The 24,883-nt window shown below is 64.0% G+C and carries 19 protein-coding genes; 7 read left to right on the top strand and 12 right to left on the bottom strand.

The window, feature by feature from the left end:
- Window positions 1-11 precede the first annotated feature (11 nt).
- The 3 genes from dtd to tyrS are packed head-to-tail and all read right to left on the bottom strand — an operon-like array spanning window position 12 to window position 2,622.
- Window positions 12-464 (bottom strand): D-aminoacyl-tRNA deacylase, encoded by a 453-nt coding sequence (dtd, locus tag PSV40_RS16655; protein ID WP_300539877.1) that lies wholly within the window; start codon window positions 462-464, stop codon window positions 12-14.
- A complete protein-coding gene (locus PSV40_RS16660; RefSeq protein ID WP_300539879.1) occupies window positions 461-1,375 on the bottom strand; it encodes a cation diffusion facilitator family transporter in 915 nt (304 codons plus the stop codon). Before PSV40_RS16660 ends, dtd begins: the two co-directional genes overlap by 4 nt.
- A 14-nt stretch (window positions 1,376-1,389) precedes the next feature.
- Entirely contained in the window at window positions 1,390-2,622 is a 1,233-nt protein-coding gene (gene tyrS, locus PSV40_RS16665; protein ID WP_300539881.1) for a tyrosine--tRNA ligase, read from the bottom strand.
- 209 nt (window positions 2,623-2,831) lie between these two features.
- Here tyrS and PSV40_RS16670 point away from each other — a divergent pair, with 209 nt between their 5' ends.
- The 3 genes from PSV40_RS16670 to PSV40_RS16680 all read left to right on the top strand — a co-directional run bounded on the left by PSV40_RS16670 (window position 2,832) and on the right by PSV40_RS16680 (window position 6,293).
- A complete protein-coding gene (locus tag PSV40_RS16670) occupies window positions 2,832-4,193 on the top strand; it encodes a M23 family metallopeptidase (protein WP_300539882.1) in 1,362 nt (453 codons plus the stop codon).
- A 282-nt stretch (window positions 4,194-4,475) separates the two neighbouring features.
- Complete coding sequence (locus PSV40_RS16675; protein ID WP_300539884.1) at window positions 4,476-5,642, top strand: anhydro-N-acetylmuramic acid kinase; 1,167 nt, start codon at window positions 4,476-4,478, stop codon at window positions 5,640-5,642.
- A gap of 207 nt (window positions 5,643-5,849) precedes the next feature.
- Window positions 5,850-6,293, top strand: a complete 444-nt coding sequence (locus PSV40_RS16680) for a DUF4149 domain-containing protein (RefSeq protein ID WP_300539886.1) — start codon at window positions 5,850-5,852, stop codon at window positions 6,291-6,293.
- 128 nt (window positions 6,294-6,421) lie between these two features.
- Here PSV40_RS16680 and folD read toward each other — a convergent pair whose 3' ends face one another.
- The 3 genes from folD to PSV40_RS16695 form a co-directional block, all read right to left on the bottom strand.
- Complete coding sequence (gene folD, locus PSV40_RS16685) at window positions 6,422-7,267, bottom strand: bifunctional methylenetetrahydrofolate dehydrogenase/methenyltetrahydrofolate cyclohydrolase FolD (RefSeq protein ID WP_300539888.1); 846 nt, start codon at window positions 7,265-7,267, stop codon at window positions 6,422-6,424.
- Window positions 7,268-7,351: 84 nt separating this feature from the next.
- Window positions 7,352-7,981, bottom strand: coding sequence for a response regulator transcription factor (locus PSV40_RS16690; protein ID WP_096665408.1), 630 nt, complete (start codon window positions 7,979-7,981; stop codon window positions 7,352-7,354).
- Between the two features lie 34 nt (window positions 7,982-8,015).
- A complete protein-coding gene (locus tag PSV40_RS16695; RefSeq protein WP_300539891.1) occupies window positions 8,016-10,580 on the bottom strand; it encodes a PAS domain S-box protein in 2,565 nt (854 codons plus the stop codon).
- A 271-nt stretch (window positions 10,581-10,851) separates the two neighbouring features.
- Here PSV40_RS16695 and aceE point away from each other — a divergent pair, with 271 nt between their 5' ends.
- The 4 genes from aceE to lpdA are packed head-to-tail and all read left to right on the top strand — an operon-like array spanning window position 10,852 to window position 17,820.
- Window positions 10,852-13,629 carry a pyruvate dehydrogenase (acetyl-transferring), homodimeric type gene (gene aceE, locus PSV40_RS16700; RefSeq protein ID WP_300539893.1) on the top strand — a complete coding sequence of 926 codons (2,778 nt, stop codon included), beginning with the start codon at window positions 10,852-10,854 and terminating at the stop codon, window positions 13,627-13,629.
- 52 nt (window positions 13,630-13,681) lie between these two features.
- The gene (gene aceF / locus PSV40_RS16705; RefSeq protein ID WP_300539894.1) at window positions 13,682-15,376 is read left to right on the top strand and encodes a dihydrolipoyllysine-residue acetyltransferase; all 1,695 of its coding nucleotides are present in this window, start codon (window positions 13,682-13,684) and stop codon (window positions 15,374-15,376) included.
- Window positions 15,373-15,957 (top strand): MFS transporter, encoded by a 585-nt coding sequence (locus tag PSV40_RS16710; protein ID WP_300539896.1) that lies wholly within the window; start codon window positions 15,373-15,375, stop codon window positions 15,955-15,957. Before aceF ends, PSV40_RS16710 begins: the two co-directional genes overlap by 4 nt.
- 27 nt (window positions 15,958-15,984) lie before the next feature.
- Entirely contained in the window at window positions 15,985-17,820 is a 1,836-nt protein-coding gene (gene lpdA, locus PSV40_RS16715; protein ID WP_300539898.1) for a dihydrolipoyl dehydrogenase, read from the top strand.
- Window positions 17,821-17,974: 154 nt separating this feature from the next.
- Here the strand turns inward: lpdA and PSV40_RS16720 are convergent, their stop codons facing one another.
- From PSV40_RS16720 to PSV40_RS16745, 6 genes are all read right to left on the bottom strand, one after another.
- Window positions 17,975-18,535 (bottom strand): nitrous oxide reductase accessory protein NosL, encoded by a 561-nt coding sequence (locus PSV40_RS16720; RefSeq protein WP_300540073.1) that lies wholly within the window; start codon window positions 18,533-18,535, stop codon window positions 17,975-17,977.
- A gap of 74 nt (window positions 18,536-18,609) precedes the next feature.
- Complete coding sequence (locus PSV40_RS16725; RefSeq protein ID WP_300539900.1) at window positions 18,610-19,182, bottom strand: nitrous oxide reductase accessory protein NosL; 573 nt, start codon at window positions 19,180-19,182, stop codon at window positions 18,610-18,612.
- On the bottom strand, window positions 19,179-19,994 hold the full coding sequence (locus PSV40_RS16730) for an ABC transporter permease subunit (RefSeq protein ID WP_300539902.1): 816 nt from the start codon (window positions 19,992-19,994) through the stop codon (window positions 19,179-19,181). Before PSV40_RS16730 ends, PSV40_RS16725 begins: the two co-directional genes overlap by 4 nt.
- Before the next feature lie 10 nt (window positions 19,995-20,004).
- Window positions 20,005-20,952 (bottom strand): ABC transporter ATP-binding protein, encoded by a 948-nt coding sequence (locus tag PSV40_RS16735; RefSeq protein ID WP_300539904.1) that lies wholly within the window; start codon window positions 20,950-20,952, stop codon window positions 20,005-20,007.
- Window positions 20,927-22,204, bottom strand: coding sequence for a nitrous oxide reductase family maturation protein NosD (locus PSV40_RS16740; RefSeq protein WP_300539906.1), 1,278 nt, complete (start codon window positions 22,202-22,204; stop codon window positions 20,927-20,929). Before PSV40_RS16740 ends, PSV40_RS16735 begins: the two co-directional genes overlap by 26 nt.
- Window positions 22,201-24,825, bottom strand: a complete 2,625-nt coding sequence (locus PSV40_RS16745) for a 4Fe-4S binding protein (protein ID WP_300539907.1) — start codon at window positions 24,823-24,825, stop codon at window positions 22,201-22,203. Before PSV40_RS16745 ends, PSV40_RS16740 begins: the two co-directional genes overlap by 4 nt.
- Between the last annotated feature and the right edge of the window lie 58 nt (window positions 24,826-24,883).

Below are 24,883 nucleotides of genomic sequence, written 5' to 3' on the forward strand. Positions count from 1 at the left end.
ACCAGAAGCTATTAAATCGATAGCGTGTTCATGCGCAAGGGAATCGTCACCGGCCCGTCATTGACCAGGTGCACCTGCATGTCTGCCGCAAACTGGCCGGTCTCTACCTGCGGATGCGCCAATCTGGCCTGCATCACGAAGTAGTCGTAGAGTCGCCGGCCCTCGTCAGGTGCCGCGGCGCCGGTGAAGCTGGGCCGGTTGCCGCCCGACACATCGGCGGCCAGGGTGAACTGGCTCACGACAAGCAGGCCGCCGGCCACGTCCTGCACGCTGCGGTTCATCTTGCCGGCCTCGTCTGAAAAAATCCGCAGCTTGAGGATTTTTGCCAGCAGCTTGTCGGCCTGGGCATCGCTGTCGCCGCGCTCGGCGCACAGCAGCACCAGCAAGCCGGCGCTGATCTGGCCAACTACTTCACCGCCCACCACCACACGCGCCTGGCTCACGCGCTGTATCACGCTGATCAAATCAGGTCCTTTTTGTCGTCAAAGTGCGCTTCCACGTCCGAAGGCAACAGTTCGATGGTGGCGCGCAGGCCCGGCACGGCGCTCATCAGCGCCTGCTCGACACTGGCGCGAACCGCAGCTGCGCGCCCGAGTGACCAGCTGGCCGGCATGTGCATGTGCATGTCCACAAAACGGCGCTGGCCCGAGCGGCGCGTGCTGATGTGATCAAAGCGGATGGTGTGGTGCTGGAACTCCTCCAGGGTCTCGTGAATGTCGGCCAGCACCTCGGGCTCCACCGCCTCGTCCATCAGGCCCTGCGACGAGCGCCACATCAAATGGCCACCTTCCCACAGAATGTTCAGTGCCACCCCGATCGCCACCAGCGCATCGAGCCACAACCAGCCCGTCAGCGCAACGGCAACAATGCCCACCACCACGCCCGCCGAAGTCCAGACGTCGGTGACCAGGTGCCTGGCATCGGCTTCGAGCGCGATCGAGCGGTGCGCTCTTGCGGAGCGGAACATGATCCAGGCCAGCAGGCCGTTGAGACCCGAGCTGGCCACGGACAGCGCCAGACCCCAACCCACCTGCTGCAGGGGCCGCGGATCAAAAATCCGGTGACCGGCCGCCCAGATGATGGCCAGTGCCGCGGCAATGATCAGCACCCCCTCAAACCCGGAGGAGAAATACTCGGCCTTGTGGTGACCGTAGGGATGCTCGTCGTCGGCAGGCCGCTGCGCAATCGTGACCATGGTCAGCCCGAAGATCGCGCTGGCCAGGTTGACGAAGGACTCCATGGCGTCGGCCAGCAATCCCACCGAGTCGGTGATGTACCAGGCCCCGGTTTTCAGCACGATGGTGACAAGCGCAACCACCACCGAAGCCATCAGCAGGCGTTGCGGAGTCAGGGATTGCAGTGTTGGCAGCTTCATGGCCAGCCAACAATTCAGGAAAGCGTCACACGCGCAAACTTGCGTTTGCCCACCTGCACGACGTAGATCCCGGCATCCAGCTTGAGCGCCTTGTCGCTGACCACGCTGGAGTCCACGCGCACACCGCCACCCTCGATCAACCGGTTGCCTTCGCCGGTGGAGGCGGCCAGCCCCGCCATCTTGAGCAGCGCGGCCATGCCCAGCGGCGCCCCGCTCAGGGCGATTTCGGGAATCTCGTCGGGCACGCCGCCCTTGCTGCGGTTGATGAAGTCCTGCTCGGCGGCGTCTGCCGCGGCGGCAGAATGGAAACGGGCCGTGATCTCCTTGGCCAGCGCCACCTTGGCGTCTTTCGGGTTGCGCCCGCCCTCGACCTCCTTCTTCAGCGCGGCAATCTCGGCCTCGGTCCTGAAGCTCAGCAGGGTGAACCACTTCCACATCAGCACGTCGGAGATCGACAGCACCTTGGCAAACATGGTGTTGGCGTCTTCGGAAATGCCGATGTAGTTGTTCTTGCTCTTGGACATCTTCTCCACGCCGTCCAGCCCCTCGAGCAGCGGCATGGTCAAAATGCACTGCGGCTCCTGGCCGTATTCGACCTGCAGGTGGCGGCCCATCAGCAGGTTGAACTTCTGGTCGGTGCCGCCCAGCTCCAGGTCGGACTTGAGGGCCACCGAGTCGTAGCCCTGCATCAGCGGGTAGAGGAACTCATGCACGCTGATCGGCGTGCCGGCCTTGAAACGGTCATGGAAGTCGTTGCGCTCCATCATGCGCGCCACCGTGTATCTGGCGGCCAGCTCGATCATGCCGCGCGCGCCCAGCGGGTCGCTCCACTCGCTGTTGTAGCGGATCTCGGTGCGGGCCGGGTCCAGCACCAGGGAAGCCTGGCGGTAGTAGGTGTCGGCGTTGGCCTTGATCTGCTCCGGGGTGAGCGGAGGACGCGTGTTGTTGCGGCCCGACGGATCGCCGATCAGGCTGGTGAAGTCGCCAATGAGAAAGATGACGGTGTGACCCAGATCCTGAAGCTGACGCATTTTGTTCAGCACCACGGTATGTCCGACATGAATGTCAGGCGCGGTCGGGTCCAGCCCCAATTTGATGCGCAGCGGAACGCCGGTAGCCTCTGACCGCGCGAGTTTTTTCAGCCATTCATCCTGGGGAATCAGTTCTTCACAGCCCCGCAGGGACACGGCCAAGGCCTCCCTGGCACGGTCCGTCACGGGAAAGTTTGTAACAAGCTCTTGATTCATAAGGGTTTTTCACAGATCGGGCAGTTGTCTGACAGATATAATCACGTTTCTGCCGTTGCGGGGCCCCGAAGCAGGTTGGCCCGCAAATTGCAAACCGATTCTAAGTTGTTGCACCGTCCGCCTTTTGCAGGGGAGTGCACAACACCATCATCAGTCGCTATCAGGCCGCTTCTGCAGCCTGAAGCCTACAAAGGTTGGGAACCCCAGTTTTGATCAAGACCGATCTCGCGTACGCGCTGCAAGCAGTCACCAACCTGCTTCGCCGCCATCCTAAAAGAATCACAGGCACGCTGGCCGCCTTGCTGCTGGGAACCGGAGTCACCGCCTTCGGCGTCGCACCGCTCGCACCCGATGCCGCCGACCTGCCGGTCCGCCAGGTCCTGGAAGCCGTCCAGAGCCTGCCCACCGAGGCACAGACCGAAGCCTTAAGCAATTTCCAGTTCAAGCTGTTTCGCAGCGAAACCACGCGCAGCACCGACACGGCCGACGCCCTGCTCAAGCGCCTGAACATTGACGACGCCGCAGCCGCTGCCTTTTTGCGCAGCGACGCCAACGGCCGCCTGACCCTGATGGGCCGCCCCGGCAAGAATGTAACGGTTGAAGCGACGGACAACAACCAGTTGCTCAAGCTGACCGTGCGCTGGGCCACCGACGACGAGGAAAAATTCACCCGGCTGGTGGTCGAACGTGCGGCAGACAACCGTTTTACGTCCCGCGTGGAAACCGCGGCCTACACCAGCTCGACCCAGCTGGCCGGCGGCACCATCCGGACCTCGCTGTTTGCCGCCACCGACGATGCGGGCATCCCCGACGCCGTGGCGATCCAGATCGCGGAAATTTTCTCGGGTGATATCGACTTCCACCGCGCCCTGCGCAAAGGCGACCGTTTCAGCGTGGTCTACGAAACGCTGGAAGCCGATGGCGAAGCGCTGCGGACCGGCCGGGTGGTCAGCACCGAATTTGTCAACAGCGGCAAGACCCTGCAGGCCATGTGGTTCCGCGACCAGGCGGGCGGCACCAGCGCAGCCAAAGGTGGCTACTACACGCTCGACGGCCAGAGCCTGCGCCGCGCCTACCTGGCCTCGCCCATGGAGTTTTCGCGTGTCAGCAGCGGCTTCAAGATGCGTTTTCATCCCATCCTGCAGACATGGCGCGCCCACCTCGGCGTCGATTACGCCGCACCGACAGGCACGGCCGTGCGCAGCATCGGCGATGGCGTGGTCGAGTTTGCCGGCGTGCAAAACGGGTTTGGCAACGTCGTGTTCATCAAACACCGCAACAACCACACCACCGTTTACGCCCACCTGAGCCGTATCAACGTGCAAAGAGGCCAAAGCGTGAGCCAGGGGCAGAACGTCGGGGCCGTCGGCGCGACCGGCTGGGCCACCGGGCCGCACCTGCACTTCGAGTTCCGCGTCAACGGCGCCCACCAGGACCCGATGACCATTGCCCAGCAGAACGAAACCGTTCCCCTGTCAGCGGCAGCGCAACCCCTGTTCCGCCAACTCGCGGGCCATGTGAAGCAACAGTTGCAGGCTGCAGCGGACATCACGCAGACCCGGGCTGAATAAAACAGAGCCCCCACGCTCGCTCACTGCGTGTAGCTCGCTGCCCCCCGAGGGGGTGCATTTTTCCTTGGGGCGGCCCTGCGGAAAAACAGAGCCGCCGCGCTCGCTCACTGCGTGTAATGCGCTGCCCCCCGAGGGGGCCGCTGCGCCTGCGGCCCGGCGAAGCCGGTTCCGCGGCCCTGGCTTGATTTTTTAGCTCGCGTGGCGCGTCTGGCGGACACACGGCCCTCGCGCTTGCTCGTCCCATGGAGCGTTGCCTCTGGCCACCTTACGGCAAAATGAGGCATGGCTGATTACTACATGGGGTTGATGTCGGGCACCTCGCTCGATGGCGCGGACGGCGTTCTGGTGGATTTCGAGCCGGCGGTGCCGCGTGTCATGGCCTCTGCGTCCGTCCCCTTCCCTGCCGCCTTCCGGGCCGAGCTGCTGGCCCTCAACTCCGCTGGCCACAACGAACTGCACCGCGCTGCGCTGGCCGCCAACCAGCTGGCCATGGTGTACGCACAAGTGGTCCAGGCCCTGCTCGCGCAGGCGGGCCACCAGGGCATCACGACCGACCAGGTGCGCGCCATAGGCGCCCACGGGCAGACCGTGCGCCACCGGCCGCAGGAATTCGGGGACGACACGCTCAGCGGCGGATCAGAGGCAGGCTACACGCTGCAACTGAACAACCCGGCCCTGCTGGCTGAACTCACCGGGCTGGACGTGGTCGCCGATTTCCGCACCGCCGACCTCGCGGCCGGCGGCCAGGGCGCGCCGCTGGTGCCTGCGTTTCACCACGCTGTTTTTGCGCAGCCCGAACGGGACGTCGCGATTCTCAACATCGGCGGCATCAGCAACCTCACCCTGCTGCCGGCGCACGGCGGCCCGGTCAAGGGTTTTGACTGTGGCCCGGGCAACGCCCTGATGGACTTCTGGTGCCTGCAGCACACCGGCCAGCCTTACGACGCGCAGGGTGCCTGGGCCGCGTCAGGGACCGTGCTTCCCGGCCTGCTGGCGCGCCTGCTGGCGGCGCCTTACTTTGCCAAGGCCCCGCCCAAAAGCACAGGGCGCGACCTGTTCAACCCCGAATGGCTGGCCGGGCAGCTCAACGGCCTGGAGGTCAGCGCACCGCAGGATGTGCAGGCCACCCTCACAGCCCTGACGGCGCAGGCCTGCGCGCGCGACCTGATGCACCATGCACCCCACACCAATGAACTGCTGGTCTGCGGCGGCGGCGCCTTCAATGACGAACTGATGCGGCAACTGGCCTTGGCCCTGCCGGGGGTGAGCGTCCAGCCGACCACCGCGCGTGGCCTGCCGCCGCTGCAGGTGGAAGCTGCCGCCTTTGCATGGCTGGCGCGGGCCTGGCACCACCGGCAGCCGGGCAGTTTGCCCGCCGTCACGGGCGCCCGCGGCCCGCGCGTTCTGGGCGCCCTGTATTTGGCCCCCACGGTCGCTCACTGCGTGTAGCTCCCGAGGCCTTGCAGGCCGCGGCTCGCGAGACGCTTCGCCTCTGTCGCCTGTCCAAAGCTGCTCAAGCAGCTTTGGAGCCGCAGGCTCCAGCCCCGAGGGGGCCGCTGCGCCTGCGGGCCGGCGGAGCCGGACCCGCGGCCCCTGCTGGAACAGAGAGCCCTCGCTGCCGTTCATTCGGCGTCCGGGGCACCCCTTTAAGCAATCATGAACACCCGATCACGCTTCAGCATCTTGCTCGCCGCCCTCTGGTGGGGCAGCCTGACGGGTCTGGGTTTTGTCGTGGTGCCGATGTTGTTCATTCACCTGCCCAGCCCCGCCGCGGCCGGTGCCATGGCCGCGAAACTGTTCACGGCCCAGACCTGGCTCAGCGTGGCCTGCGCCATGCTCCTGCTGCTGGTTGTGAATAAAAAAGAGGCTCCAGCCCTTGCCCCGCCTGCGCAAGCAGCTATGAAATTCATAGTGGCCGGCCTGCTGCTGGCGGTGCTGGTGGAGTTCGGCGTGGCGCCGCGCATCGTCAATGCACGCGCCGACGGCGGCAACCTCCGGTTCTGGCACGGCCTGGGCAGCGCGATGTACCTGGCCCAATGGCTGGCTGCGAGCTGGACGCTGTGGTGCCTGAGCCGTTCGACGAAGGATGGCGCCGCCTAGCCGGCGCAACCGGGGACCGCAGCACTCTTTTCAAGCAGGGGCCGCGGGTCCGGCTTTGCCGGCCCGCAGGCGCAGCGGCCCCCTTGGGGGGCAGGGCGCTACGCGAAGCGAGCAACCGTGGGGGCCAATCAGCCGCGCTCTGCAGCCTCGAGGGTATTGACCAGCAACATCGTGATGGTCATGGGGCCCACACCGCCAGGCACCGGCGTGATCCAGCCGGCGACTTCCTTCACGCCGTCGAAATCCACGTCGCCGCAGAGCTTGCCTTCGTCATTGCGGTTCATGCCCACGTCGATCACCACCGCGCCGGGTTTGACCATGTCGGCCGTCAGCACGTTGCGCTTGCCCACGGCGGCGACCACCACGTCGGCCTGAAGCGTCAGGGCCTTGAGGTTTTGCGTGCCGCTGTGGCAGATCGTGACCGTGGCATTTTTCTGCAGCAGCATCAATGCCATCGGTTTGCCGACGATGTTGCTGCGGCCTATCACCACCGCATGTTTGCCCTTCAGGTCGTAGTTGATGCTCTCGAGCATCTTCATGCAGCCGTAAGGTGTGCAGGGCCAGAAACCGGGCTGGCCAACCATCAGGGCACCGGCGCTGGCGACGTGGAAACCATCGACGTCCTTGGCCGGGGAAATCGCCTCGATCACCTTGTGCGCATCGATGTGGGCGGGCAGGGGAAGCTGGACCAGGATGCCGTGGATGGCGGGGTCGCGGTTGAGCGCGTCCACGCGCGCCAGCAGCTCGGCTTCGCTCAGCGTCGCCGGGTAGCGCTCCAGCACCGAATGCAGGCCGCTGTCCTCGCAGGCCTTGACCTTGTTGCGCACATACACCTGGCTGGCCGGGTTCTCGCCGACCAGCACCACGGCCAGGCCGGGCACCACACCGCGTGCGCGCAGGGCGGTGGCCCGTTTTGCGACGTCGGCGCGCAGTTGCTTGGACAGGGCGATGCCATCAATGATGTGAGCGGTCATGGTGTCGGGTCTTCAAGTAAAAACGCCCGCCAGTCCTTGAACCACGGGCGCCGTCAGCTATAAAAAAAGGAGTGAAGGTGGGAGTCAGGCGACCTTGGGGGCGCTCGAGCCCAGGGCAATTTTCAGCAGGTCGGCCACGGTGTTGGCGTTGAGCTTTTCCATGATGTTAGCGCGGTGCGCCTCCACCGTCTTGATGCTGATGCCCAGGTCGTCGGCGATCTGCTTGTTCAGGCGGCCAGCGACGATGCGCTCCAACACCTGCGCCTCGCGCGAGGTGAGCTTGGCCAGCAGGGCGTCGCGGCTGGCGGACTGCTGGTGTTCGCTGAAGGCTTCCTTGGCCTGGTCCAGCATGCGTTCCACCAGGCTCACCAGGGCTTCTTCCTGGAAAGGCTTCTGGATGAAATCCATCGCGCCTTTTTTCATGGTGTCGACGGCCATGGGCACGTCGCCGTGCCCGGTGATGAACACGATGGGCAGGGGGGACTTGCGTTCGACCAGGCGGTCCTGCAGCTCCAGGCCGGTCATGCCGCCCATGCGGATGTCGACGATCAGGCAGGCGACTTCGCGCGGGTCGTAGCGGCTCAGAAAGGTTTCGGCAGAGTCGTAACAGCGAACGCGGTAGTCCTTGCCTTCCAGCAGCCACTGGAGCGAGTCGCGCACGCCTTCGTCGTCATCCACGACGTAGACGGTACCTTTTTTCGGAATCAAGCTCATGCCAAACCTTTGCGTAAACGGTTTCAGAACCCTGTCAGGAAATGCCAGTCGGGGCGGCGGGCGCTTCTGCGGCAGCCGGCGCTGGCGAGAGCAGGGGTGTCACGGGGATCCAGAAGGTAAACCGGCACCCCACCACTTCGTCCCCATTGTAGAGGTTCTCGGCCTGCATTCTGCCCTGGTGCGACTCCACAATGCTGCGGCACAACTTCAGGCCGATGCCCATGCCTTCGGCCTTGGTCGAGTAGAAGGCTTCGTAGAGCCGTCCCATCACTTCGGGCGACAGGCCCTTGCCCGAATCGAGCACCGAAAACTCGATCACGTTCTGCTCGGCGATGGTTTTGGGCACCACGCGCAGCTCCACACTGCGCCGCGCGGTGGGGCGCTGCGCCTGCGCGATCGATTCGGCGCCGTTTTTCATCAGGTTGATCAGCACCTGCTCGATCAGGATGGGGTCCACCATCACGGGCGGCAGGCGCGCGGCGATGTAGTGGCTCAGGCGCACGTTGTGGCGGCGCAGTTCGATGTCGGCCAGCTCCATCGCATTGCTGACCATGGTGGCCACGTCGGCCAGGCTGCGGTTCGGTTCGCTGCGTTTGACGAAGGAGCGGATGCGCTGGATGATCTGCCCGGCGCGGTGTGCCTGCCTGGCGGTTTTTTCGAGCGCGACCAGCAGGTCCTCGTTGCTGATCTGCTGACCCTTGATGCGCGAGACCATGCCGTTGCAGTAGTTGTTGATGGCGGTCAGCGGCTGGTTCAGTTCGTGCGCCACGCTCGACGCCATCTCGCCCATGGTGATCAGGCGGCTGGCCGCCTGGGCCCGCTCGGCCTGCAGTGCGGCCTGCTCTTCGGCATGGCGGCGCGGCGTGATGTCGGTGGCAATCACCATCTGTGCGAGGCGACCGTCCACCCAGGTCAGGTAGCGCGACCGCACCTCCAGCCATTTGCCGAGTTCAGGCACAAAAATCTCGGCGTTTTCGGTCTGGGCCGTGGTCAGGGTATCGGTCGGAAAACCCGCCAGTCCGTCGACCGCGTCCAGGGTATCGTCCGTCGGTGTCGCGGCCGGCACGCCGGCCTGGGCGATCAGGCTCATGTGGCCGGCGACTTCACTGCCGAACCAGGCGCGGTAGAGTTTGTTGGCGAACAGCAGCTCCTCGCTGCCCAGCGGTGCCACCGACACCGCCGCGTCCAGCCCCTCGAGCACCGTGGTGAAACGTTCGTACGACGCGGACAGTTCTTCCCGGATGCGCTTGGGTTCGGTGATGTCGGTCATCGAGGTCATCCAGCCGGTCTGCTGGCCGCGCGGGTCGATCAGCGGCGAGACATACATGCGGCCGTCGAAAATCGCGCCGCTTTTGCGTTTGACCCGCACTTCGAAACCGCCCGGCGTGGAGCGGCCGTGCAACTCGTCGTCGAGCCGGGCCGCAAGCATTTCGCGGTCCTGCTCCGGCCAGTAGGGGAAGGGCGCGGTGCGGCCCACCAGCTCGCCTTCGCTCCAGCCCGTCATCTGGCAAAACGCCGGGTTGACGTAGGTGATGCGGCCCTGCAGGTCCAGCGCCCGCATGCCCGTCAGCATGGAGTTCTCCATGGCGCGGCGGAAGTTGGTTTCCGAGATCAGCGCTTCCTGGGCCTGCACGCGCCGGCGCGTGTGGCGCCAGGTGCCCAGCAGCATCCACACGGTCAGCGCGCTCAGGGCGCTGACGAGCCAGAAGAAGCCGCTGCCCACCACACCCAGCGAGGCCCGGTAGCCCTGGGCCTTGAGCAGCAGGCCATTGCCAACCGGTGACACCGGAATCTCGTACTCCTGCGCCTCGTCGGAAAGCGGCAGCAGCCTGGCCGCCGTGTTTCTGGGCGGCGGCAGGTTGCCGGCCAGCACCTTGCCCTGGTCGTCGAGCAGGGCCACCGCGTATTTTGCGGTCACTTCATTGGGAACCCCAAAGCGCAGCAGGCCGTCGATGGAATATTCGCCCATGATGACGCCATCGAATTTGCCCTGGTCGTCGAGCGGCACCTGCAACTGCAGGCTGGGGGCGTTGTAGCTGGGGTCGTCCTTGACGGTCAGCGGGCGCGAATAGACCGGCTGCCGCAAGTCGCGCGCCAGGCCGAAGGTGCTTTCCGTTTCCCCGCGTTTGAGCTGTTCGCCGGGCGCCTGCTGCTGCGACGAATTCGCGCTCGGCGAGACATAGGCAGAGCGGACCCGGCGGCGCGCGTCTATCCAGGTCACGGCCAGCAGTTCGGGGTACTGGTTGACCAGGGATTCGGCCTGCGCAATGAACTCCTCGCTGTCCACGTCCTTGTTGGACACGTCGCGGCCCAGCCGCATCAACTGCTCCTGACGCTCCAGCAGGCGCAGGCGCAGCCTTTGCTGCGCGTACTCCACATCGCGCTTGACGGCCTGCTGCTCGCGGTCGATTTCCTCGATGCGCAGGTAGGCAAACGCGGCAATCACCGCGGCCAGGAAAAGCATCACCGCCAGCAGGGGGCCGAGGGTGACGAAGCGGTCCTGGCGGGTCGGTGATTGTTTGCGCCACCAGCGCCGCCAGCGGGCCAGCGGCGCGCTGCTGGCAGGGGCGTCAAAAGTGGAGGGTGTGGGCTGAGTCATGGCGGGATGTCGAGTTTACGGGACTTCCCCCTGCGGCCGTGCGCCATCACCGGCGGTGAGGGCGGTCCCGGCGTGGCAGGCGTCGGCGGCGCGTCCGATGGGCCTGGCTGACGAAGGTTGCCAATATTTCATAATGCGAAAGTAAAAGGCACTATTTGAAAAGTCCTGAAAATTGTGGGAAACTGGAGCCTGGAATCCAAATTGCGTTAACGTGATGTTGACGCCACCAAATCAACAGCTAGGAATCTAGCGACCAGCAGGAGACAAAACCATGGCTGCAAATCCGGAACAGGCACGTGCCGACACATTGGGCAAGGCTGCCAACGAGGTCCAGGACACGGACGCCCAGGAAACCCGCGAGTGGATTGATGCGCTCAGTGCCGTCATTGCCAACAGCCCCAGCAACGACGAGGGCCGCGCACGGGCCCACTTCCTGCTGGAGCAGTTGCTCGAGCAGGCGCGCCAGGAGGGCATCGACACGCCGTTCTCCGCCACCACCGGGTACGTCAACACCATCGAACCCAGCGACGAGGTGCCTTCTCCCGGCAACCTCCTGATCGAGCAGCGCCTGCGCGCCTACATGCGCTGGAATGCCATGGCCATGGTCGTCAAGGCCAACCGCCTGCACCCGGCCGACGGTGGCGACCTGGGCGGGCACATTGGCTCGTTCGCTTCCCTGGCCAGCCTGTTCGGCGCCGGCTTCAACCACTTCTGGCATGCCGAAAGCGCCGAGCCTGGAAAGGAGCACGGCGGCGACTGCCTGTACATCCAGGGCCATGTGTCGCCCGGTGTGTATGCCCGTGCCTACCTCGAAGGGCGGCTGACGGAAGAGCAGTTGCTGAACTTCCGCCAAGAGGTCGACGGCAAGGGCCTGTCGAGCTACCCGCACCCCAAGCTGATGCCCGAGTTCTGGCAGTTCCCCACCGTCTCCATGGGCCTGGGCCCGCTGATGGCGATTTACCAGGCGCGTTTCCTCAAGTACCTGCACGCGCGCGGCATTGCCAACACCGAGAACCGCAAGGTCTGGGTGTTCTGCGGCGACGGCGAGATGGACGAGGTGGAATCGCTCGGCGCGATCAGCCTGGCGGCCCGCGAGAACCTCGACAACCTCATCTTCGTCATCAACTGCAATTTGCAGCGCCTGGACGGCCCGGTGCGCGGCAACGGCAAGATCATCCAGGAGCTTGAGGGCGAGTTCCGCGGCTCAGGCTGGAACGTGATCAAGCTGGTCTGGGGCAGCAACTGGGATCCGCTGCTGGCGCGCGACAAGAACGGCGCGCTGCGCAAGGTCATGATGGACACGCCCGACGGCGACTACCAGGCCATGAAAGCCAATGACGGTGCCTACGTGCGCAAGCATTTCTTCGGCCAGAACCCCGAGACGCTGGAGATGGTCTCCAGGATGAGCGACGAGGAAATCTTCGACCTGCGCCGCGGCGGCCACGACTCGAAAAAAGTCTACGCGGCTTTCCACAAGGCGGTCAACCACACCGGCCAGCCGACCGTGCTGCTGATCAAGACCGTCAAGGGTTTTGGCATGGGCAAGATCGGCGAAGGCAAGAACAACGTCCACCAGACCAAAAAACTGTCCGACGAGGACATCAAGGCCTTCCGCGACCGCTTCAACATCCCGATTCCCGACAGCCAGTTGCCGGAGGTCCCGTTCTACAAGCCGGCCGACGACACGCCTGAAATGAAATACCTGCACGAGCGCCGCAAGGCCCTCGGGGGCTACCTGCCGCACCGCCGGACCAAGGCCGACGAGAGCTTCACGGCGCCGTCCCTGGAGACGTTCAAGGCAGTGATCGAGCCCACGCCGGAAGGCCGTGAGATTTCCACCACGCAAGCCTATGTGCGTTTTCTCACGCAGTTGCTGCGCGACCAGGCGCTGGGTGCGCGCGTGGTGCCCATCCTGGTGGACGAGGCCCGCACTTTCGGCATGGAAGGGCTGTTCCGCCAGATCGGCATCTACAACCCGGCAGGCCAGAAATACACCCCGGTCGATAAAGACCAGGTGATGTATTACAAGGAAGACAAAAAGGGCCAGATCCTGCAGGAAGGCATCAACGAGGCCGGCGGCATGAGCAGCTGGATCGCGGCGGCCACCTCCTACAGCACAAACAACCGGATCATGATCCCGTTCTACGTGTATTACTCGATGTTCGGCTTCCAGCGCGTCGGCGACCTGGCCTGGGCCGCGGGTGACATGCAGGCGCGTGGTTTCCTGCTGGGCGGCACTTCGGGCCGTACCACGCTCAACGGCGAAGGCCTGCAGCACGAGGACGGCCACAGCCACATCCTGGCCGGCACGATTCCCAACTGCGTCAGCTACGACCCGACCTATGCCCATGAGGTGGCGGTGATCATGCAGGACGGCCTCAAGCGCATGGTCGAGCGCCAGGAAAACGTCTTCTACTACATCACGCTGCTCAACGAGAACTACGCGATGCCGGGCCTGACCCCGGGCACCGAGGCGCAAATCGTCAAGGGCATGTACCTGCTCCAGGAAGGCGGCCAGGGGCTGGCCAAGGGGCAGGCCGGGACGGCGCCGCGCGTGCAGCTGCTGGGCTCGGGCACCATCCTGCGCGAGTCCATCGCTGCCCGGGAACTGCTGGAAAAAGACTGGGGCGTCGCCGCCAACGTCTGGAGCTGCCCGAGCTTCAACGAACTCACGCGTGACGGCCAGGATGCCGAGCGCTGGAACCTGCTGCACCCGCTGGACACACCGCGTGTTCCCTTTGTGGGCCAGCAGCTCGAAAAACACACGGGACCGGTGGTCGCCTCGACCGACTACATGAAAGCCTATGCCGAGCAGATTCGTCCCTTCATTCCCCGGGGCCGTACCTACAAGGTGCTCGGCACCGACGGTTTTGGCCGCAGCGATTTCCGCAGCAAGCTGCGCGAGCACTTCGAGATCAACCGCCACTACATCGTGGTGGCCGCGCTGAAGGCCCTCAGCGAAGAGGGCACCGTGCCGGTGGCCAAGGTCGCCGAGGCGATCAGGAAGTACGGCATCCATGCCGACAAGGTCAACCCGCTTTACGCCTGATCCGGCCTGATCACCACGCGCAGAAAAACACGGACGAACTGGAGACAAGAACATGGCATTGGTAGACATACAGGTTCCCGACATCGGGGACTTTGACGAGGTGACGGTCATCGAGCTGCTGGTCAAGCCGGGCGACAACGTCAAGGCAGAGCAGTCGCTGATCACGGTTGAATCGGACAAGGCCTCGATGGAAATTCCCTCGAGCCAGGCCGGCGTGGTCAAGGAAGTCAGGGTCCAGCTGGGCGACAAGGTCAAGCAAGGCTCCGTCGTGCTGGTGCTCGAAGGCGAGGGCGCTGCGACGACCGCTGCGCCTGCTGCGGCTCCCGTTGCAGAACAAAATAAGGCTCCAGCCCCCGCTGCACCTGCGCCGGCAGCTACCGATTCAGTAGCATCCGCGGCCGCGCCGGTTGCCACCGCCGGCCCGGTCGAGGTCCGCGTGCCGGACATCGGCGACTTCAAGGACGTGGCCGTCATCGAGGTGCTGGTCAAGGTCGGCGACACGGTGAAGGCCGAGCAGTCGCTGGTGACCGTGGAGTCCGACAAGGCCTCGATGGAGATTCCGTCGTCGGTGTCGGGTGTGATCCGTGAACTCAAGGTCAAGCTCGGCGACAAGATCAACATTGGCGACCTGCTCGCGATTCTGGAGGGCGCGGCGGCACCGGCCGCCGCTTCGGCACCGGCTCTGGCCGCGGCGCCCGCCGCCGCAGCTTCAGCGCCCGCTGCCAGCCAAACCAGCGCACCGGCGCCGGCCGCCGTGGCGCCGGCGCACGAACCGTCTGCACCCACCGGTAACCTGCCGCATGCCTCGCCGTCGGTGCGCAAGTTTGCGCGCGAACTCGGCGTTCCCCTGGCGGATGTCAAGGGCAGCGGCCCCAAGGGCCGCATCACGCTGGACGACGTGCAGGGTTTCACCAAGGCCGTGATGGCCGGCGAAGCACGCACCCAGGCGCAGGTTGCCAAAGCCCCGGCTTCGACCGGCGGCGGCGCTGGCCTGGACCTGCTGCCCTGGCCCAAGGTGGACTTCACGAAGTTCGGCCCGGTCGAGCGCAAGGACATGTCGCGCATCAAGAAGATCAGCGCCGCCAACCTGCACCGCAACTGGGTCATGATTCCGCACGTCTGCAACCACGACGATGCGGACATCACCGAGCTGGAAGCCTTCCGCGTGCTGATGAACCTGGAATACGAAAAAGCCGCGAAAGCTGGAAACAACGCAGGCGTTGTGAAAATCACCATGCTGGCTTTCCTGATCAAGGCCTCGGTGGCGGCGCTGAAGAAATTCCCCGAGTTCAATGCCTCGCTGGACGGTGATCAGCTGGTGCTCAAGCAGTATTACAACGTGGCATTCGCCGCCGATACGCCCAACGGCCTGGTTGTGCCTGTCATCAAGGACGCCGACAAGAAGGGCGTGGTGCAGATTTCGCAGGAGATGGGCGAACTCGCGAAAAAGGCGCGTGACGGCAAGCTCAGCCCGGCCGACATGCAGGGCGCGTGTTTCACCATCTCGTCGCTGGGCGGCATAGGCGGGCGTTATTTCACGCCCATCATCAACGCGCCCGAAGTCGCCATCCTCGGCGTCTGCAAGTCGAGCACCGAGCCGGTGTGGGACGGCCAGGCCTTCCAGCCGCGCCTGATGTTGCCGCTGTCCCTGAGCTGGGACCACCGCGTCATCGACGGCGCTTCGGCCGCGCGCTTCAACGCCTACCTGGGCCAGATCCTGGGTGACTTCCGCCGGGTTCTTTTGTGACGACTCTGGTCGCTGTCAGGAAAGCCGGGCAGGCCGTGATCGCCACCGACGCGCTGATCACCTTTGGCGATACGCGCCTGACCAGCCGCTTCGAGGCCAACGAGAAGATCTTCAAGGTCGAGACACCGGCCGGCGGCAGCTACATCGGCATCGCCGGCACGGCGGCGCATTTTCCGGTGCTGCGCAAGGCCATGGCGGCACTGCCCAAGGACCAGCTCCGGCTGGGCAGCAAGGACGAGGTGTTCGACACCTTCCACAAGCTGCATCCCGTGCTCAAGGACACCTTTTTCCTGCAGACCAAGGAAGACGACAACGACCCCTACGAGTCCAGCCAGTTCAGCGCGCTGATTGCCAACGCCACCGGCATCTACGGGCTCTACAGCTACCGTGAGGTTTTTGAGTTCAAGGAGTTCTGGGCCATCGGCTCGGGGCGCAGCTTTGCACTGGGGGCCATGCATGCCACCTGGGGCAAGGCGAAAACGGCGCGCGAAGTGGCCCTGGCCGGCGTGCACGCGGGCTGCGAGTTCGACAAGAATTCCGGCGGCCCGGTGGAACTGTTCACGGTCAAGCTGAAAAAGTAAGCCGACCATCAAGCGGAGACAAGAGACATGGCATTGATAGACATTACCGTTCCCGACATCGGGGACTTCGACGAGGTCAGCGTGATCGAACTGCTGGTCAAGCCCGGCGACACCATCGCGGCCGACCAGAGCCTGCTGACCGTGGAAAGCGACAAGGCCTCGATGGAAATTCCTTCCAGCCATGCCGGCGTCGTCAAGGAACTCAAGGTCAAGCTGGGCGACAAGGTCAAACAGGGGACGGTCGTGCTGACGCTGGACGCCGAAGGTGCCGCTGCCCCCGTTTCAGAACAAAAACAGGCGCCAGCCCCCGCTGCATCTGCGCCGGCAGCTCCTGAAAAAGTAGCAGCGCCAGCCCCCGTACCAGCGCCAGCTGCCGCCAGCTTTGGCGGGCAGGCTGACCTGGACTGCGACCTGCTGGTGCTGGGCGCCGGCCCCGGCGGTTATTCGGCCGCCTTCCGCGCCGCCGACCTCGGCCTGAAAGTCATCATCGTCGAGCGTTACGCCACCCTGGGCGGCGTCTGCCTGAACGTCGGCTGCATCCCGTCCAAGGCGCTGCTGCATGTGGCCGCGGTGATGGACGAGGTCAAACATTTCAACAGCCTGGGCGTGAGCTTCGGCGAGCCGGTGCTCGACATCGCCAAGCTGCGTACCCACAAGGAAAAAGTCGTCGGCAAGCTGACGGGCGGTCTCAGCGCGATGGCCAAAATGCGCAAGGTGACGGTGGTTCGCGGTTATGGCACTTTTGTCGGCGCCCACCATGTGGAAGTGGAAGAAACCTCCGGTGGCGCACAGGACAAAACCGGCAAGAAGCAGACAATTGCGTTCAGGAGCTGCATCATCGCGGCCGGCTCGCAGGCGGTGCGTTTGCCTTTCATGCCTGAAGATCCGCGTGTGGTCGATTCAACCGGCGCCTTGGCACTGAAAGAAGTTCCCAAACGCATGTTGATCCTGGGCGGCGGCATCATCGGGCTTGAGATGGGCACCGTGTATTCCACGCTGGGCGCGCGCCTGGACGTGGTGGAAATGATGGACGGCCTGATGCAGGGCGCCGACCGCGACCTGGTCAAGGTCTGGCAGAAAATGAACGCCCCGCGTTTTGACAACCTCATGCTCAAGACCAAAACTGTCGGCGCCAAGGCGACTGCCAAGGGCATCGAGGTGACGTTCGAAGGCGAGGGCGCTCCGGCGCCCCAGACCTACGACCTGGTGCTGCAGGCCGTGGGCCGCACGCCGAACGGCAAGAAGATTGCGGCCGACAAGGCTGGTGTGAGTGTGAGCGACCGCGGCTTCATCCCGGTGGATATCCAGATGCGCACCAACGTGCCGCACATCTTTGCGATTGGCGACATCGTCGGCCAGCCCATGCTGGCGCACAAGGCGGTGCACGAAGGCCATGTGGCCGCTGAAGTGATCGCCGGTGAGCTGCAGGGCAACAAGGAGCTGGCCAGTGCTGCCTTCAACGCCCGCGTGATTCCCAGCGTGGCCTACACCGACCCGGAAATCGCCTGGGTCGGCCTGACCGAAGACCAGGCCAAAGCGCAGGGCATCAAGGTCAAGAAAGGGCTGTTCCCCTGGAACGCCTCCGGCCGGGCGATTGCCAATGGCCGCGACGAAGGTTTCACCAAGCTGCTGTTTGATGACTCCCCCGAGGCGCATGGCCACGGCAAGATTCTCGGTGGCGGCATCGTCGGCACGCACGCTGGCGACATGATCGGCGAGATTGCGCTGGCCATCGAAATGGGCGCGGACGCGGTGGATATCGGCAAGACGATTCACCCGCACCCCACCCTCGGCGAAAGCATGGGCATGGCGGCGGAAGTGGCGCACGGCAGTTGCACCGACCTGCCACCGGCGCGCAAGTAGACCAGGCATCCAAGCTACCCTGCAAAACCCGAACCCTTGCCGGTTCGGGTTTTTTTGCCTTGTGGGTGCGGATAGGCGCAGGTGTGGTACGAGCCGTCCCCATCGTGGATACCTCCCCACTGTGCGCTGAACTCTCTGGCGTCGTCCCTGGACTTCAGGGAGGCGACTCGACGTGGGCATGGCGCCGCTCGCCATTGAGGTTTTGCAGAAGCTGCGGGCTGATCTGCCCGGCCTCCAGCAAGACGCCGCCGCGTGCGCTGACAAAACGCTGAGCAAGCGCGGCGCTGGAAAAAGCGGGTAGGTTGCCTGCGCGCATCGGCCCCGCAGCAGACGAGCCGCTCACGTAGACCGCGTTCGTCGCACGGATCCAGGCACCGCTGCTGGCGTCGGTTACGTAACTCGCCGCGACCTCACTGGTCTGGCGGCCACGGGTGTAGCGACCCACGTCTTGCAGATAGGTAAAAAGAGAGAGCGGAGAATCGAAAAACTGCGTGTCACCGTTGTCGAAAATGACCTGCGCCGCCCACTCGGGTGAGCGCGCCGGGTACATGCCGCACACGGGGCAGCGCGCATCGGCGGGTACCGGTCGGGGCGCATGCAGGCCCAGCCCCGACTTCGGGTCATGGGGCACGGGTGGCGCCACCACGCAGATTTCATCCGTTTCAACCAGCACGGCCTCATGCGACGGCTGGGAACGCCAAGACGCGAGCAACATGCCACCCAATAGCACCAGACCGGCGAAGCCGGCGATGTACAGCGGCCTGATTGCAAGCCTGCGCAGCATCATGGCTACATCTTGCTGTCGTGCAGGGCTCCGCCGCTCAGGTCCACCATCCCGGGTTTGACCTCGTCATAACGCAATAGCTTGCCACCCCATTGTTCGATGAATTTCCTGGCATCAGCCTCCTGGGCGAAGCTGCCTATGGTCGGGCCCATCGAGCCATGTCGCTTGCTGCCCAGCACAAACAAGCCGCTTCTGGCGTCGAACCAGTTGCCGCGTGGCTGCTCCCAGTCGGCTTTGCCCATGTCCTGTACGTACACCGCCGCCACCTTACGCACCTGCTCGGGCCGCAGCAGCGTGTTGAACAGCTCCACCGTATCGCAGAAGAAGACCGGCGCTTCCTGGCCGGCGTAGCGGATCTGCGCCTTCGGACCGGGGTAGTCGGCGAGCAGCATGCCATCCAGCTCGCACGAAGTGGCAGCGTTGATCTCCACCGGCCCCAGCGCCCCCGTGTCGTCTGATTGTTCGCCGCACCCGACAAGTGCACTCAGGGCGGTCAGCGCGACCAGACCAAGCAGTTGGCGGCGTACGCCGCAGGGATCATCGGCGCCAGTACGGCGGCAGGAACATGTGTAATTCATGGTTTGAATCTCCAGTTTGCGAGGGCCAGCGGCACAACAATCCACGCCACCATGACCGAGCCCATCAGCCAGGGCTTGGCCAGCGCGGGTGGCACGATGCTGGCCAGGCCATACAGGGTGCGAACATCTTCGAGCGAAAACACGTTGAGAATGCGAAACACATCCGCCGGATTCAACAGCAACAGATAGGCGAAAGCATCACCACCATAGGCGCCGCCGGTGGCTACCAGCCCGCCCAGCAGCAGCAGGTCAAACACCAGCACAAAGAAAAACCACATCGCAATCGCCAGGCCCGAAGCGCGCGTGCGCTCCCGCGCAATCACCGACATCAATACCGCCAGGCTCAGAAACGCCAAGCCCAGCAGCACCGAACTGATCATGAAGCCCACGTAGTGGTACAGCGCCGCCCAGCCATGCTGTTTGAAGAGCAGCAGCGCCACCAGACCAAAGCCCGCCAACGTGGAAAGCGTCAGGGCCGCTGCCAGACCCAGGTATTTGCCGAGCAGCACTTCGAGGCGCGTGACGGGCAGGGCCAGCAGCAGGTCCAGTGAGCCACGTTCGCGCTCGCCCACCACGGCGTCAAAGCCCAGCAGCAAAGCGATCAGCGGGATCAGATAGATCACCAGACTGACCAGGCTGGCGATGGTGAACTCGATGGAGCGCAGGCCCACCTGGCCTTGCGCGGCGCCGCCAAAGTAAGCAATCACCAAAGAAAACACCGTGAACACCAAGGCTACCGCCAGCACCCAGCGGTTGCGCAAACGGTCGCGAAACTCTTTCGCGGCCAGGGTCAGGATTTGAGTCCATTCCATTTTTTTTACCTCAATCCGAAAATCCGAAAAACACGTCTTCGAGCGAGGGCTCACGGATGTTCAAGTCCAGCATTCTGGCACCCAGACAGGCGAGCGCCCCCAGCACGGCCATCTTGGACGCACGGGGGCAGCTGACTCGCAGCCCTTCTGCGGTGACCACACTGCTCACGCCAATGAGCTGACTCAGCGCCTGCTGGGCTGGCGCCACATCGCCCGGCGCCAGACGCAGCTCCAGGCCCAGTGGCATATTCATCTGATCGCGCAAGTCCTGCACGCTGCCCAGTGCCTGTATCTTGCCGGCGGCCATGATGGCGAGGCGGTCCACCCGCTCCTGCAACTCGGCCAGGATGTGCGAGGTGATGAGGATGGTCACGCCCGTATCGCGCAATCCGCGCAGCGTGGCGTAGAAGTCGCGTATGGCCTGTGGGTCCAGCCCATTGGAGGGCTCATCCAGGAACAGCACCCGTGGGGCGCCCAATAGAGCCTGCGCGAAACCCAGACGTTGGCGCATGCCCTTGGAATACTCCCGCAGCGGCCGTTTTGCCGCATGCGACAAGCCGACGCGCGCCAGCGTCGGCTCGCATTGCGAACTGGGCGCGCCCTTGAGCCGGGCAAAGAAACGCAGGGTCTCCAGGCCGCTCAGGTTGTCATACAAAACCACGTTCTCTGGCAGGTAGCCGATGTGACGGCGAACGTTTCGGAAGTCGCGCCCCCGCACCGAAGCGCCATCAACCAGAATCTCGCCCGCGCTGGGCTCAATAAGCCCCAACATCATTTTGAAAAGCGTGCTCTTGCCAGCACCGTTGTGCCCGATCAGGCCAAAGATCTCGCCATGCTGCACCGTCAGGTCCACGCCGTCCACTGCATGCAGGACGCCGTAGTGCTTGGCGACGCCGCGCGCTTGGATCGCGGGACCGCCGGTGACGGTGGGGTTACTGACCGGGATAGTGCTTGTCACGCCACTCACTCCATTGTTTGTTGTTCGGGTGCATGCGAGGTTTCGGGTCCACCACGCTGGGGACGCGCAGCACCGGAAATTGTTGAGCCACCAGACGCAAAGCCTGCACCGCCGGGCTGGCCAGCAGCAGCTTGATGCTCGGGTAGCGCCAGGTGAGACGGTCCACCATGTCGTTGGCCTCATAGCGCACGTCGCCGATACCGTTGCCGTCGCGGTCCCAGCCCAGGTAGTTGCCCCAGTGGTTACCGCTCTTGGCGCCCCACATCTCGTCGCGCGCACCCACATAGCGCACCTGCTCCCGGTTGGCAATGAAATCATTGCCCTCCACCACATTGCGCGTGGAGCCCGCCGCCAGATGCACACCAACGTGGTTGTCGACTACCAGATTGTTCTTCAAGGTGGCATATTCCACGTCGTAGATGAAGAAGCCGCGGTTGTTGCCGGCGACGATGTTGTTCTCCACCAGAGAATCCTGGATCGTGCGCAGCATGATGCCGTGATCCGAGTTTCCCCAGGCCCGGTTGTTGCGCACCACCTGGTCGCGTACTTCCATGAGCGCCAGGCCACCGCGGTTGTAGTAGCTGTCGTTGTCCTCCCACAGGTTGTAGTAGGAGTTCATGTAATGCGTGCCGTAGCGGCTGTGATGCAGTTTGTTGCCCCTGAAGATGGCGTGGTGTGAAACATCCACGTAAAGCGCATCGCGCACGAAACTGATGTTGTTATTCAGGATGCGCGCGCGCTGGGTGTTGTACAGCTGCACGCCATTGCCGCGCTGCGAGGAGTTGTACTCGCGCTTGCCGGTGATTGTGTTGTGCTCGATGAGCACATCGTCGGCCTTCTCGATCCAGAGGCCGAACAGGTTGTAGGTCAGGTCACAGTGCCGCACCACGGCCCGGTGAGCGCCAGGATACAGATAAATGCCGGCGTTCTGGTGTTTCAGGCTGTCGCCCGAATCGCGCACGATCAGGCCCTCGATCACCACATCCTGGGCGGTGACCCGGATGGTGTCACCCTGGTTGCCACCGCTGAGGGTGGGGCGGTCGATGCCGCGCAGCGTGAGCGGCTTGTCGATCAGCAGGTTGACGCGGTACATGCCTCGCGCCACCTCGACCACATCGCCCGGCGCCGCCGCCTTGACGGCGGCTGCGAGGTCCTGGCCCGGTTGCACTGACACCGTGGCGGCCCAAGACAGGCACGCCGTACCCAGCCCCAGCAACGCGACAAACGTCGTGCGCAGTAAGACGCCCTTCATAAGCTCAGCAGGCCCAGCGCCTTGAGCGCCAGGAACAGGGCCGCACCGATCAGCAGATTCTTGAAACCCACGTAGCTCATCATGTCCATCACGTTGGCCGTGCGGTAGTTGTCGCGCCACCAGACTCCATCTTTCACATAGCGACGGCCAGACAGCCGGATCAGCACTTCGTACACGCTCCAGCCAAACCACCAGCCGATGATGGCCCCCGAGGACAGGCCGCCCATCGCGGTCATCACCCAGGCCACGGTGGCGGCCACCGCCAGCGAGAAGCCTGCTACCTGGAGGGCGCGCTGGCTGCGCCAGCCTTCCGTGCTCCAGGGCCAGAGGTGGTCACGCACCTCCAGCATGATCCACTTCAGGCGCGACTCGCCCACCTTGTGGAACGGTGCCACAGGATCGGTAGGCATGCGGGGATCGGGGCCATTGGCCGCTTTGGCGCTGATCTGCTCGGTGTAGCTGGGGGCCGGGTAGATCGGTATGAAATAGCCGTTGACACCAATGGGGGTGATCTCCAGTCCGTCTTTTTCGCGGCGCTTGCGTTCCTTCGCCAGGGGTGGACAGCCCTTGGTGTCTGTGGAAAGGATCATGCAATCGAGGCAGTGCAGGCATTCACGGTGATCGATGCGGCCGTCGGCATCGATGGCCTGGGCACCACAGCCCACGGCACAGGCCTTGCAGCTATTGCAGTCCTGCTTGCGCTTGAGGCCAAACCAGCGGAAGGTGCTGGGCATGGCCAGGGAGGCACCCAGCGGGCAGATGTATTTGCAGTATGGCCGCTCGATGAAGATCGACACGCCCAGGATCGCAGCCACGAACAGGCCGTAGGGCCAGGCGCGGTTACTGATGCCCACCAGGAAAGTGGTTTTGAACGGCTCCACCTCGGCCAGCTTCTCGGCCAGCCCCATGGAGAACATGGACACCACCAGCAGGCCGAAGAAGATGGCGTACTTGAGCCACTTGAGTCGATCGTGCCATTTTTGCGGCAGCTTGGTCTGGAAACGCCTCAGGCCAACGAAGCGCGCGATCTTGTAAATGGATTCCTGAAGTGATCCAAACGGACACATCCAGCCGCAGAACAGGCCGCGCCCGAACAGGAACACGGTGACGATGATAAAGATCCAGAACAGGAAGATAAACGGATCGGTCAGAAACAGCGACCATTTCCACTGGAACAGAAGTGAATGGAACCAGGTCAGCACCTGCGTGATGGAGGGCTGTGCCATGAGTCCGAAGCCGACAACGACCATGCTGACCGCCCAGAAGAAATACTTGAAGCCGTTCACGGGCCACTTGTTCTTGTGGGTGGACAGACGCGTGAGCTTCTCGCGGTAGGTATAGACCACGGTCACGGCCACCAGCAGCAGCCCGAACAGGGCAATCGAAATCGCCTGTGACTTCCAGACGCGCACCCAGGGTGCATCGGGCTCGACGACCTTGGGTCGTCCACCTTCAAGCTGGCTGGCGGGCAGCCAGTATTTGGACTCGAATACGGCAAAGCTGCGGTGCCCGGTCGCGCGGTCGACGCGGTTGCCCAGGAAGGCCAGCTTCCAGGGGAAGGCGGCCGAGAAAGCCGGAGAGCGGATGACGAAGATGGCCGCCTCGTTGTAGCGCGGGGCACCGGCCGCCTCCAAGCCGTATAGGTTGTAGGAATCCAGGTCGCGGAAGGTGAACGAGTCGGCGCCTTGCTTGACCTGCACACGGTCATAGATGCCGCCACGCACAAAACCCGAACCCTTGAATGACTCCGCGCCGGCCGTGCGGATCACGAAAAAGGCACTTTCTTGCGGCTGCAGGCGCGAGCGCAGGGTGTCATAGCCCCGCTCACCCAGCAGGCTGCGCCCCAAGTCAGGGTGGTTGAGGTCTCCAAACCACAGCTCAATGAAGGGCTCGGGCCCGCGCGGCAGGCCCACCTGTTCGGGTTTGACCAGCAGCCGCTGCACCAGGCCCATCCGGACCAATTGCGCCCAGTCGTAACGCTGCCCATTGGATACGAAACGTGCCGGGTCGCGCACGGTGGGTTCAATGATGCCGGTCTGCCGCGCCACGGCGGCGCCCGACATCATCATCACCTGGTTCTGGGCAATCACGGTGACGGTGGCGCCGGAAATGGCATCCAGGCCAATCACATTTTCTTCGGGCCGGGAAGGGCCAACCTCGATCGTGTCTTTGACCGACTTGCCCAAGTACTGGTTGTTGAAATTTATCAACGCGGATTCGGGAATGCCCAGCAGCAGGATCGGCTCGGAGTGCTTGAGCACCTGGACGCCGACGAAACGTCCCTGCAGGTCCATACCGATCAGCGTCACCACCGGCTTGCCCGAATAGGCGGGCGTGTCGGTGATATCGGTTGAGAGCATCACGTAGCCCAGCAGTTTTTTCTGGGCGGCATCGTTATCATAGGCCTCCACATAGGGTGGCTGGCCCTTGCGTTCTGAGAAATGCCTGGCCCCCGGAAACACCTCCGCGCAAGGCAGCAATGCGCACATGTCCTTGGCGGTGGCCAGTTCCGCCGGCAACTCCGCCTCATAGGCACCCGCCTGGACGCGGGGCGCAAACAGCGACAGCGCCAGAAAAAAAGCGACCCCAAGGATCGCAAGCCGTTGGCCTAACAAGGTCATCACGCTTTCCTATCAAGGGAGGCCCTGCGCGCGTGCGCCGAGCCTCCCGGTAAACCGG

Source organism: Polaromonas sp. (genome assembly GCF_029945925.1).
In the GTDB taxonomy this organism is placed as follows: domain Bacteria; phylum Pseudomonadota; class Gammaproteobacteria; order Burkholderiales; family Burkholderiaceae_C; genus Polaromonas.

What these genes read in the sequence shown, in the direction of transcription:
- PSV40_RS16660 (WP_300539879.1), bottom strand. Translation starts at nt 1,375, where the DNA reads ATGAAGCTGCCAACACTGCAATCCCTGACTCCGCAACGCCTGCTGATG.
- PSV40_RS16680 (WP_300539886.1), top strand. Translation starts at nt 5,850, where the DNA reads ATGAACACCCGATCACGCTTCAGCATCTTGCTCGCCGCCCTCTGGTGG.
- PSV40_RS16690 (WP_096665408.1), bottom strand. Translation starts at nt 7,981, where the DNA reads ATGAGCTTGATTCCGAAAAAAGGTACCGTCTACGTCGTGGATGACGAC.
- PSV40_RS16740 (WP_300539906.1), bottom strand. Translation starts at nt 22,204, where the DNA reads ATGAAGGGCGTCTTACTGCGCACGACGTTTGTCGCGTTGCTGGGGCTG.
- folD (WP_300539888.1), bottom strand. Translation starts at nt 7,267, where the DNA reads ATGACCGCTCACATCATTGATGGCATCGCCCTGTCCAAGCAACTGCGC.
- PSV40_RS16745 (WP_300539907.1), bottom strand. Translation starts at nt 24,825, where the DNA reads ATGACCTTGTTAGGCCAACGGCTTGCGATCCTTGGGGTCGCTTTTTTT.
- aceE (WP_300539893.1), top strand. Translation starts at nt 10,852, where the DNA reads ATGGCTGCAAATCCGGAACAGGCACGTGCCGACACATTGGGCAAGGCT.
- tyrS (WP_300539881.1), bottom strand. Translation starts at nt 2,622, where the DNA reads ATGAATCAAGAGCTTGTTACAAACTTTCCCGTGACGGACCGTGCCAGG.
- aceF (WP_300539894.1), top strand. Translation starts at nt 13,682, where the DNA reads ATGGCATTGGTAGACATACAGGTTCCCGACATCGGGGACTTTGACGAG.
- PSV40_RS16725 (WP_300539900.1), bottom strand. Translation starts at nt 19,182, where the DNA reads ATGAATTACACATGTTCCTGCCGCCGTACTGGCGCCGATGATCCCTGC.
- PSV40_RS16720 (WP_300540073.1), bottom strand. Translation starts at nt 18,535, where the DNA reads ATGTTGCTCGCGTCTTGGCGTTCCCAGCCGTCGCATGAGGCCGTGCTG.
- PSV40_RS16730 (WP_300539902.1), bottom strand. Translation starts at nt 19,994, where the DNA reads ATGGAATGGACTCAAATCCTGACCCTGGCCGCGAAAGAGTTTCGCGAC.
- PSV40_RS16675 (WP_300539884.1), top strand. Translation starts at nt 4,476, where the DNA reads ATGGCTGATTACTACATGGGGTTGATGTCGGGCACCTCGCTCGATGGC.
- lpdA (WP_300539898.1), top strand. Translation starts at nt 15,985, where the DNA reads ATGGCATTGATAGACATTACCGTTCCCGACATCGGGGACTTCGACGAG.
- PSV40_RS16695 (WP_300539891.1), bottom strand. Translation starts at nt 10,580, where the DNA reads ATGACTCAGCCCACACCCTCCACTTTTGACGCCCCTGCCAGCAGCGCG.